Below are 9,779 nucleotides of genomic sequence, written 5' to 3'. Positions count from 1 at the left end.
CTGCCGGTCTCGGCCATCGTCGGCGGCGAGGCGATGTGGAACCGGGGCTGGGAACAGCTTGCCGGGCGTGCACTCGATGTTGAGAAGCTTGAGATCTCGGCAGTTGCCTATGGCATGGCCATGGCCGCGCTCGACGAAGCCTCAGCCTATGCCAAGACGCGAGTCCAGTTTGGCCGGCCGATCAGCCAGCACCAGGCCATTCGCCACAAGCTGGTGGTGGCGCGCACGCGTCTGCAGGCCTGCCGCCACATGCTCTACCATGCCGCCCATCTCGCCAACAGCGGCCGCCCTTGCGCGGTCGAGACTTCGATGGCGAAGCTCTTCATCGCCGAGACGTGCGTCGAAGTGGCACTTGCCTGCCAGCAGGTCATGGGCGCCTATGCCCTTGCCGAAGGGTCCGAAATCGAGCGCCACGTGCGCGACCTTCTTGGCATGCCGATCGTCGGAGGATCCTCAGACATGCAGAAGAATAATCTCGCCGGGCTGCTGAAGCTGTGACGAACCCGCTTGCTGCTGCGCGTGACATCGCACCCGCGCTCGCTGCCCGAGCTGCGGAAATCGAAGAGGCAAGGCGCCTTCCCGCAGACATTGCTGCAACGCTCGCCAGCGCCGGCCTGTTCCGCCTCGCCATTCCAAAGAGCCTCAATGGCCACGAGCTTCCGCCAGATGCCATCTTCGCCACCCTCGAAGCCGTTGCCGAAGGCGATGCCTCCGCCGGCTGGTGCCTGATGATCGGGGCAACCACTGCCCTCATTGCTGCCTATCTGCCGCGCCACCACGCCGAGGCTATTCTCGGGCCAAGCGAGGTCATCACGGGCGGCGTTTTCGCGCCTCTTGGCCGTGCGGTGAAAGCGAACGGCCACTGGCAGGTCTCGGGCCGCTGGTCCTGGGCATCGGGCTCGGCCAACTGCCATTGGCTGGTCGGCGGCGCCGTCCTCATGGAAGGGAACACCCCCTTGCTTCAGGAGGATGGGCGGCCCCGCCACCGCATGATGCTGATGCCGCGCGATGCGGTCGAACTCATCGACACCTGGCATGCCGCCGGCCTCAAGGGCACGGGCTCGGGCGACATGGCAGCGGCAGCCGTCGAAGTTCCTGCCGATCGCAGCGTCTCGCTCATCGATGATACGCCGCATGAGCCCGGCCCCCTCTATCGCTTCCCGCCCTTTGGTCTGCTTGCACTCGGAATCGCTGCAGTTGCCTGCGGCAATGCCCGCGCTTCGCTCGACTCCGTTGCAGCTGCACTCAAGACCCGCCGCTCTGGCACGCGCACGGCGGCTGAGCGAAGCACCATCCAGGCTGATCTCGCGCGCGCTGAAGCTGCCTGGATGGCAGCACGCGCGGGCGTGCAGCAGGCCCTCAGCCAGGCGTGGCAGGAAGCCCTCGGCGGCGGGATCCGCTTGCAGACGCGAGCGCGGCTTCGCCTGGCTGCCACCCACATGACGCGCACCGCCGCCGATGTCACGCGCACCGCCTATGATCTCGGCGGCGGGGCTGCACTCTATCTTGAAAGCCCGCTCCAGCGCCGCTTCCGCGATGCCCATGCCATGACGCAGCACATCATGGTACAGGGCGGCACGTGGGAGTTGGCTGGCAAGGTCCTCCTCGACCAGCCGGCTGACACCTCCATGCTCTGAGCTCAGCCACGCAAGGCTCCAGGCGGCGGTTGCGCCTCAATCGGCCAGCCGCCATAGGCCGCCGCCATGGCTGACCAGTCCGCGCTTCCCTTGCGCCCGCCACTTCCGCCCAAGGTCCAGCCGCTCCCGCTGCTTGCCCCCCGCGCCATTCGTGATCCGGCCCGGCTCGGGATCGTCATCGTCAACTATCGCCAGCCAGGCTTTACCATCGAGTGCTTGGAGTCCCTTTTCCGGCTGCCACCGGAAGTTCGCATCGTCGTCGTGGACAATGGCTCTGGCGATGATTCGCTTGCCATGCTGCGCGCCTGGGCCAGTGGCGAGGCGCCGTGGGTCGCCCCAGAAGGCCCCCTTGCCCGGCTCACCATGCCTCCAGTCAGGAAACCGGTCGCAATGGTCCGCGCTGGTCCCACCACGCGGGTTCCAAAGGGCGCCTCCGCACCCCGGCTCACCCTCTTGGAATCACCAGAAAACCTTGGCTTTGCAGGCGGCAACAACCTTGGCACCCGCTACCTCCTCTCGGATCCTGCCATCGACATTGTCTGGTATGTGAACAATGATGCGGTCGTGGCTCCAGGGGCAGTCCACGCCCTTGTTGGAACCTTCGCTGCCGATCCCAAGATCGGGATGGTCGGCACCACGGTCTGCTATCATGACCGGCCACGGATCATCCAGGCGAGGAACGGCGCGCGCTTCTCGGTCTTCTCCGGCAACGGGCAGCTCATCGACAATGGCAAGCCTATCCAGAGCCCTGTTGATTCAAAACGTATCGTCGATGAGACTGGGTTCGTCACCGGTGCATCGCTTGCGGTCTCGCGGGCACTTCTCGAGACTGTCGGCGAAATGTCCGAGCGCTACTTTCTCTACTTTGAGGAAATCGACTGGGCGACGCGCGCCAAAACTCGTTTCCGTTTCGGCTATGCGCGCGGTGCGATCGTCTATCACCGGCATGGCGGAACTGTCGGGTCGTCGCCGTCGCGGGCGCTCCGGTCGCCCAGGGCAGAATATTGGATGCTGCGGTCGAGGCTCCGGTTCTACGCCACCCACTATCCATGGCTCTGGCCCCTGCAGTGGCTCTACGGTCTTGCTCAGACCCTCTGGCAGGGGCTGCGCGGCCGAGGGGCCAAGCTCGGGCCTATGCTGCGCGCGCTGACGGGCCGCCCCCTCGACTCCACATCTTGAGCCTGCGGCTACCAGCGTTGCCGGCGGCTGGAGCCGCTGCTAGGCGCCCGCCATGGCTGTCGATGAACCAACGGTTGCGCGCGTGGCGCGCCTTGCCCGGCTTCGCTTGGGCGAAGGGGAAGCCGCGCGACTTGCCAGCGAACTGAACCGCATCCTGGGCTGGATCGATCAGCTCCAGAAAGTGGAGACCGAGGGCGTGGCGCCACTTGACCAAGTCATCCCCTTCACCCGCCAATGGCGCGAGGATGCCGTGACCGACGGCAACATCCAGGACGACATCCTCGCCAATGCGCCGGCTGCATCGCACGGCTTCTTTGCAGTGCCCAAGGTCATCGAGTGAGCGACCTGACCAGCCTTTCCGTCGCCGCCATGCAAGCGGGCCTCAAGGCGCGGCACTTCTCTGCCACCGAGCTCGTCGGCGCCCATGTCGCCGCCGCGGAAGCGGCGCGGTCGCTGAACTGCTTCATTACGGAGACCTTCGACCAGGCGATGGAGCAGGCGCTGGCGGCGGACCACGAATTGGCCGCTGGCACAGCCGGGCCGCTTGCCGGCATCCCCATCGGTATCAAGGACTTGTTCGCAACCCGGGGGGTGCGCACGACGGCTGCGAGCCGCATTCTTGATGGCTTTATACCGCCTTATGAAAGCCATGTCACAGCCCAGCTTCAAGCTGCCGGTGCCATCTCGCTTGGCAAGCTCAATCTCGACGAGTTCGCCATGGGCTCCTCCAACGAGACGTCCGCCTTCGGCCCGGTCATTTCGCCGGTTCGGGCCGAGGGCTCGGAGGCGCCACTCGTGCCTGGCGGTTCCTCCGGAGGCTCGTCTGCAGCGGTTGCCGCGCGCATCGTTGCAGGTGCGACCGGGACCGACACCGGCGGCTCGATCCGCCAGCCGGCCGCTTTCTGCGGCATTGCCGGAATCAAGCCGACCTATGGCCGTTGCTCGCGCTGGGGCCTCATCGCCTTTGCCTCCTCGCTCGACCAGGCCGGCGTGCTGGCCCGCACTGTGACCGACTGTGCCCTCCTTCTTGAAGCGATGGCAGGCTTCGACCCGCGCGATTCGACCTCGCTTGATGCGCCCGTTCCTGCGTGGAGCGCAGGGCTTTCAGGCAACCTTCAGGGCAAGCGCATCGGTATTCCCCGCGAGTATCAGGTGGAGGGCATGGACCCCCTCCTCGCCCGACTCTGGGAGGAGGGCGCAGACTGGCTCCGCGACGCTGGTGCCGAGATCGTCGACGTCAGCCTCCCGCACACTACCCAGGCGCTTCCCACCTACTATATCGTCGCGCCAGCGGAGGCCTCGTCCAATCTCGCCCGCTACGATGGCGTGCGCTATGGCCTTCGCGTCGTACCCGAGGGGGGTGGGCTTGTTGACATGTATGAGGCAACGCGCGCGGCCGGCTTCGGGCCCGAAGTTAGGCGGCGGATCATGATCGGCACTTATGTTCTCTCCGCCGGTTACTATGATGCCTATTATCTCAAGGCCCAGAAGGTGCGTGCCCTCATCGTCCGGGACTTCCAGCAGGCCTTCACTGCCTGCGATCTCCTCCTCACCCCGACAGCACCGACCGGGGCATTTCCGATCGGCGCCCGCACTGCTGACCCGATCGCCATGTATCTCAATGATGTGTTCACCGTGCCATCATCGCTCGCTGGGCTTCCGGCCATGTCCGTCCCGGCCGGCACAGACGCCAATGGTCTGCCGCTCGGGCTCCAGCTGATCGGCCGCCCGCTCGACGAGGCCAGCGTTCTCGATGCCGCACTGGCGGTTGAGCGCCGGGCGCCACCGATACCCGCACCTGTGCCCTGGTGGCGGAGCTGACGGGCAGACTCAGCTGGCGGGCAGACCCAGCTGACCGGCAGACTCAGCGGATAGCACGGCGCGCTGCGATGGCCATCAGTGTCTTCCGCAGCAGGATGGAGCCGGCATAGGCTGCAGCCGCGCCCTCGAGCCCGAAGCGCGGCATCAGCGCAAACGCGAGGATGACAAGGACAAGCGTGCAAGCAAGCGTGATGGTGAGCACCTGCCGGCCCTTGCCGCTCATCGCCAGCATGGTGCCATTGGGACCAAGGGCGACATTGGCAAGCTGGCCGAGCGACATGATGACGAGTGTCGTTGCTGCAATCGTAAACTCTGGTCCGAAAAAGGTGCCAAGCACCCATCTGGGCGCAAGGACGGTGGCCGCCAGCATGGGGATGGCAAGCAGGGTGGCGGTCAGGGTGGCGCGGCGATGGCGACGCCAGGCGGTCTTGAGGTCGCCCGTGCGCAGGTCGCTTGCAACACGCGCGCCGATCCAGCCATCTGTCACCGCGACCAGCATCCCAAACAGCGACATGATCTGGGCCACGATCCGGAACGCGCCAGCTTCGGCCGTGCCCACTTCGCGCCCGACGGCGGCAAGCGCAAACCAGTCGCCAAATGCTTGCAGCAAGCCAGCTGCCATCAGCGGCAGCCCAGCGCGCTGCAGCGGCCCCAACAAGACGGGCTCCGGATCCGCCCATCCGCGCCGGTCCCGCCCGGCAACTGCGAAGCCGGTCAGCGCTGCCACCACCCAAGTGCTATAGAAGAGCAGCACGGCAAGCACTGCCGTCGGTGGCGAACGCATAAGCCAGAGGACAGCGAGAACGGCAAGAAGGAGGAAGCTTGGAAGCGCCTCAACCGCCTGGGCTGCAAGTGGCCGCCCCACAGCGCGGACCGCGCCCAACGCCAGGCGGAAGAAGGCAGTCGCTGCCACTCCCGGCACGGCAACAAGAAAGGCGTGCCGTGCACCCCCAAGCGGCTCGGCCACAAGTCCAGCGATGACAAGTCCCAAGAACAGGAGCGCAAGGATGAGGCTGTTCCGGCTGACCGCGCGCACGATGGCTTGAAACGTGGCCCGCGCCCGCCCCGAAAGGCCCTGCTTCAAGTCGCCCGCCACCGAGCGCACGAGCACCTGGTCGAGGCCGGCAACCGCGCCGATCCCGACGAGCGTCGCCGTCGCTGTCGCCAGCGCATAGTTGCCGACCACTTCCGCGCCCGCCAGCCGCGCGAGCATCACAGCCGTCAGGAAGGCGCTGGCGGCGTTGACGCCCTTGATCGCAAAGGCTGCGATTGCCGGCGAGGCGAGGAGACGGCGGGCGCGGCGGACGGGGGCAAGATCGACCATGAGCAGGTGGGGCTTAGCTGCCGCACCACATCCGCGCCACCCGTCGGCTTGAAAACCCTCGGTCAGGCCGCCACAAGCGCCCCATGTCGGCACCCTATTCGGCACCCTATCTTGTCAATGGCACGACCGGGCCGTTCGAAATCGTCGTCGGTCTTGAAGTCCATGCGCAGGTCATCTCGAACTCGAAACTCTTCTCGGGAGCACCGACGGCCTTCGGCGGCGAACCCAACACCCAAGTCAGTCTCGTTGATGCCGCCATGCCGGGCATGCTTCCCGTCCTCAATGGCGAATGCGTCCGCCAGGCGGTCCGCACCGGGCTTGCGCTCGGGTGCACCATCAACCGCCGCTCGCGGTTCGACCGCAAGAATTATTTCTACGCCGATCTGCCAGCCGGCTACCAGATCAGCCAGTACAAGGAGCCCGTGGTCGGCGAGGGCGCAATCGAAATCGAGCTCGACGACGGCCAGCGCAAGACCATCGGGATCGAACGCATCCATCTTGAGCAGGACGCAGGCAAATCCATCCACGAGCTCCACCCCACGATGAGCTACGTGGACTTGAATCGTGCCGGTGTTGCCTTGATGGAAATCGTCTCGAAGCCTGACATGCGTTCCCCCGCCGAGGCCGGGGCCTATGTTGCAACGCTGCGCGCCATTCTCCGCGCCATCGGCAGTTGCGATGGCAATATGCAAGAAGGCTCGCTGCGTGCGGACGTCAATGTCTCGGTGCGCCGGCCGGGAGAGCCTTTTGGCACGCGCTGCGAGATCAAGAATCTGAACTCCATCCGCTTCATCCAGCAGGCCATTGCCTACGAGGCGCGCCGGCAAGTGGATTGCATTGAGGCCGGCGAGACCATCATCCAGGAAACGCGGCTGTTCGACCCCGAGAGGGGCGAGACTCGCGCGCTCCGCTCCAAGGAAGATGCGCACGACTATCGCTATTTCCCCGAGCCGGATCTGCCACCTCTTCTCATTGATGAGGCTTTCATCGCCGCCTGCCGGGAGAGCCTGCCCGAGCTTCCCAGCGCCCGCCGCCGCCGCTATGAGACGGAGCTGGGGCTCTCCCCCTATGTGGCGGGAGTGCTCACTGCCGACATTGAGGAGTCGCTTTGGTTCGAGCTCCTGCTCGCCGAGTCGGCCAAGCAGCAGGGCAGGGCCCCGCGCGAGGTGGCCGAGCGTGCCGCCAACTGGATGACGGGCGATCTTTTCGCGGCCTTGAAGCGCCTCGACCGGGGTATTGCCGATTCGCCCGTTACTCCTGCCCAGGGGGCTGAGCTCCTGGCGCTCGTTGCCGATGGCACGCTCTCTGGCCCGCTTGCCAAGCAAGTGTTCGAGATCATGCTTGAGACCGGCGAGAATCCGGCGGCCATCGCCGAGGCCCGCGGCCTTCGTCAGGTCACCGACACTGCGCTCCTCGAAGCGTCCATCGCGAGCGTGCTCGAAGCCCATGCCGACAAGGTGGCAGAATATCGTGCCGGCAAGGACAAGCTCTTCGGCTTCTTCGTTGGCCAGGTGATGAAGGCAAGCAGCGGCAAGGCGAGCCCGGCCGCCGTCAACGCGCTCTTGCGCCAGGCGCTTGGCTGATCCGAAAACGCTGAGCCCTTGCCGGCATTCTTCTGGCAGCCGTTGCCTCGGGAGCATCCAATTCCCGCGGGCGACTTCTGGCGCGGCGGCTCAGGCCATCACCCAGCGGCTGCGGGCAATGCCTTGTGCAAGCAGGATTGCTGTCAAGTCGCCATGGCGCACATGTCCATCAGCCGCGGCTGCGGCCTTCGGCTTGGCGCGGTAGGCAATGCCGAGCCCGGCAGCCTCGAGCATGGGAATGTCGTTTGCACCATCGCCGATCGCCAATGCGTCTTCAGGGCCGATGCCCACGTGCTTGCACTCGCCAAGGAGAGTTGCCCGCTTGGTCGCGGAGTCGATGATCGGCTGCCTGACCGTGCCCAAGAGCCTTCCCCCTGAGATCTCGAGCCGATTGGCGACCTGCCGGTCGAAGCCGGCCATGGCCGCAACTGGCTCTGTAAAGACGGTAAAACCGCCAGACACCAGCACACAGCGCGCGCCATGGGCCTTCATGGTTGCAACCAGAGTCCGGGCTCCGGGGTTCAAGTGCACGCGCTCGGCAAGAGTCTGCTGGATAGCGCCTGTGGCGAGCCCGGCAAGCGCTGCAACCCGAGCGGCAAGCGCTTGCGCGAAGTCAAGCTCGCCTCGCATCGCCGCCTCGGTGATGGCAGCGATCTCGGCCTTGCGGCCAGCGAAATCGGCAAGCTCGTCGATACACTCCTGGCCAATGATGGTTGAGTCCATGTCCGCAACCAAAAGCCGCTTGGGGCGCCGACCCTCTTCAGGCTGGACGATGATGTCGAGGCCCGGCAATCCGCTCTCAAGCGTTGCGCGCACGGCCGGCGCGACAAGTCCATCCACGTGCAAGTCGACGGCGACATCAAAGTCCACCCATGCCTCGCGAACCCGTTTTGCGCCTGCCTGCGCCAGCAGGGCACGGGCCAAGGCCAGGTCGTTGCTTGACACGCCAGCCAGGGAAATGAGGGTTGCGACCAGCATGCAACGTCTGCTCCGGGTCATCGCAGGACCGACGGCCTCGGGCAAGTCCGCGCGCGCGCTTGCGGAAGCGCGCGCCAGCGGCGGCATCATCATCAACGCCGATGCATTGCAGCTCTACCGGGACTTGCCAATCCTGACCGCCCAGCCAGATGCGGAAGCACGGGCCGAAGTGCCTCACCGTCTCTATGGCATGCTCGATGCCAGCGACATCGCATCCGCCGCGCGCTGGGCAGCGCTTGCGCGCGCCGAAGTCGAAGCTGCGTGGCAAGACGGCAGGCTTCCCATCCTCGTGGGCGGCACCGGTCTTTATCTGCGCACCCTCATCGATGGCATCGCGCCCATACCCGCGGTTCCACCTGCGATCCGCACTGGGGTCCGGGCACTTGCCCCATCCGAAGTTCGGCGCGCGCTCGAGGCAGAAGACCCAGTCATGGCAGCTCGCCTTCACCCCCATGATCCGCAGCGCAACGCCCGCGCGCTTGAGGTCATCCGAGCAACTGGCCGCTCACTTGCAGACTGGCAGCGTCTGCAACGCACCGGCGGGATCGGCGCGATCGCAACCATCTCGGCCCTGGTCCTTGATCCCCCTCGCGATGTGCTCCACGCCCGCATCGGCGCCCGGATCCAGGCCATGCAGGCCGCAGGTGCCGAGGCCGAAGTGCGCGCACTCGCCGACCGCCAGCTTCCCGCCGACTTGCCCATCCTGCGGGCAATCGGCGTGCCACCACTCCTCGCCCATCTCCAGGGCACACTCGGCAAGGCCGAAGCTGTTGCCTGCTGGGAAACGGATACGCGCCGTTATGCCAAGCGCCAGGCAACCTGGTTCCGCACCCAATTTCGGGGCTGGCCGCGCCACCCGGCCTGATGCCCTCAGGCGCGCAGGTGGAGCTGTTGCGACAACCAGCCCATTGCAACCGCGAACCCACCCGCTGGACCCGCGCTGCCAGTCCCGCAAGGCTTGGTAGCTTGCGCCCTCCTGTGCGCGATGGCGTGCCCTCGGTTCGCCAATTGCACAGCTGGGCCCGGATGCGCGTGTCGCGCACGCCGTGGCGGTCTCGCAACAGACTTCGCAACTTCCTAAAAAGGGATAGAAATATTATTATTCTCACTAGCAACTCCTTGCCATGAAGCGATTCGATACGCGTTGACAGGCTGTGATTCCTTCCCTAGCCAGCCGGCCTTTGCGGCCGTTGCCGCGGGTGCGAAGGAGTGATCCATGTCCGGCCGCGACCTGTCGGGTGCAGAGATTCTGCTCGA

Annotated in this window: 9 protein-coding genes; 7 read left to right on the top strand and 2 right to left on the bottom strand. The window is 65.8% G+C overall.

The annotated features are described in order from the left end of the window. The 5 genes from ACWIQA_RS08735 to gatA form a co-directional block, all read left to right on the top strand. Positions 1-498: acyl-CoA dehydrogenase family protein (locus ACWIQA_RS08735; protein ID WP_448582685.1), on the top strand; the 498-nt coding region annotated here is incomplete at its 5' end. Next, positions 495-1,637 carry an acyl-CoA dehydrogenase family protein gene (locus ACWIQA_RS08730; RefSeq protein WP_448582684.1) on the top strand — a complete coding sequence of 381 codons (1,143 nt, stop codon included), beginning with the start codon at positions 495-497 and terminating at the stop codon, positions 1,635-1,637. The genes ACWIQA_RS08735 and ACWIQA_RS08730, both read left to right, overlap by 4 nt. 66 nt (positions 1,638-1,703) lie before the next feature. Then, positions 1,704-2,816, top strand: coding sequence for a glycosyltransferase family 2 protein (locus tag ACWIQA_RS08725; protein ID WP_448582683.1), 1,113 nt, complete (start codon positions 1,704-1,706; stop codon positions 2,814-2,816). A 52-nt stretch (positions 2,817-2,868) separates the two neighbouring features. Then, on the top strand, positions 2,869-3,156 hold the full coding sequence (gene gatC, locus ACWIQA_RS08720; RefSeq protein ID WP_448582682.1) for an Asp-tRNA(Asn)/Glu-tRNA(Gln) amidotransferase subunit GatC: 288 nt from the start codon (positions 2,869-2,871) through the stop codon (positions 3,154-3,156). Then, positions 3,153-4,637 (top strand): Asp-tRNA(Asn)/Glu-tRNA(Gln) amidotransferase subunit GatA, encoded by a 1,485-nt coding sequence (gene gatA / locus ACWIQA_RS08715; protein WP_448582681.1) that lies wholly within the window; start codon positions 3,153-3,155, stop codon positions 4,635-4,637. Before gatC ends, gatA begins: the two co-directional genes overlap by 4 nt. A gap of 43 nt (positions 4,638-4,680) precedes the next feature. On the opposite strand, the gene ACWIQA_RS08710 is transcribed toward gatA, so the two are convergent. Further along, complete coding sequence (locus ACWIQA_RS08710) at positions 4,681-5,961, bottom strand: lipopolysaccharide biosynthesis protein (protein ID WP_448582680.1); 1,281 nt, start codon at positions 5,959-5,961, stop codon at positions 4,681-4,683. 83 nt (positions 5,962-6,044) lie between these two features. Here ACWIQA_RS08710 and gatB point away from each other — a divergent pair, with 83 nt between their 5' ends. Next, positions 6,045-7,544, top strand: a complete 1,500-nt coding sequence (gatB, locus tag ACWIQA_RS08705) for an Asp-tRNA(Asn)/Glu-tRNA(Gln) amidotransferase subunit GatB (protein ID WP_448582679.1) — start codon at positions 6,045-6,047, stop codon at positions 7,542-7,544. A gap of 90 nt (positions 7,545-7,634) precedes the next feature. Here gatB and serB read toward each other — a convergent pair whose 3' ends face one another. Then, positions 7,635-8,489, bottom strand: coding sequence for a phosphoserine phosphatase SerB (gene serB, locus ACWIQA_RS08700; protein WP_448582678.1), 855 nt, complete (start codon positions 8,487-8,489; stop codon positions 7,635-7,637). A 31-nt stretch (positions 8,490-8,520) separates the two neighbouring features. Here serB and miaA point away from each other — a divergent pair, with 31 nt between their 5' ends. Beyond that, complete coding sequence (gene miaA, locus ACWIQA_RS08695) at positions 8,521-9,387, top strand: tRNA (adenosine(37)-N6)-dimethylallyltransferase MiaA (RefSeq protein WP_448582677.1); 867 nt, start codon at positions 8,521-8,523, stop codon at positions 9,385-9,387. Positions 9,388-9,779 lie beyond the last annotated feature (392 nt).

The organism is Thermaurantiacus sp. (assembly GCF_053487655.1).
This window is presented reverse-complemented; position numbering and strand designations above follow the sequence as displayed.